2 protein-coding genes are annotated in these 621 nt (G+C 35.4%); one reads left to right on the forward strand and one right to left on the reverse strand.

The features are described from left to right. Positions 1-208 (reverse strand): GatB/YqeY domain-containing protein (locus tag RI557_RS11680; RefSeq protein WP_310683952.1); only part of this gene is annotated, 208 nt, incomplete at its 3' end. A gap of 102 nt (positions 209-310) precedes the next feature. Between RI557_RS11680 and RI557_RS11685 the strand changes: the two genes are divergently transcribed. Next, on the forward strand, positions 311-621 hold a 311-nt coding region (locus RI557_RS11685; RefSeq protein ID WP_310683954.1), incomplete at its 3' end, for a hypothetical protein.

The raw sequence follows: 621 nt of genomic DNA on the forward strand, positions 1-621 counted from the left end.
CCTTATAAAGCTCGGCACTATCTTTTCTTTGCTTTAAAAGCTTTTGCAGCATGCCCAACTCTTTTTCTTCGTTGAGTTCAGATCCGGCTTTTTCTGATTCGGCATTCAATATTGCAGATTTAATCGAGCGAAGAGCCTCAAGCTTCTCGCGCTCTTTCGCCTTCATGGCATTTTTAATGTCGCTGTTTATCTTGTCTTTTAAAGTCATTGTTCAATGTTTTGTGCAAAGATAAATATCTGTAAAATAAGAAGACACCGACTACTTTAAACTAATTTTCATTAATTTGTATCGAGTGTTTAATTCAATCCTATGATGCCCTATTTTAAAAAGCTACTTTTTTTTGCTATCCTGATATTGTTTACCTTATCAGGAAATACGCAAACGCTCCCTCCAAATGTACCTTCAAACGGACTCATTGCATGGTATCCATTTAATGGAAACGCAAATGATGAGAGTACATTCAATAATGATGGAGTTCCATCCGGAGGAGTTGCTTTAACAACCGATCGGTTTGGAAATAGCAATAGCGCCTACTATTTTGATGGAGTTGATGACTTTATTGAAGTTGACACAACTAATAATTTACTTTTCAATAATTCAACTTCTTTTACGATTAACAT

Origin of the sequence: Salibacter sp., from assembly GCF_031581065.1 — a bacterium.
Lineage (GTDB): Bacteria > Bacteroidota > Bacteroidia > Flavobacteriales_G > Salibacteraceae > Salibacter.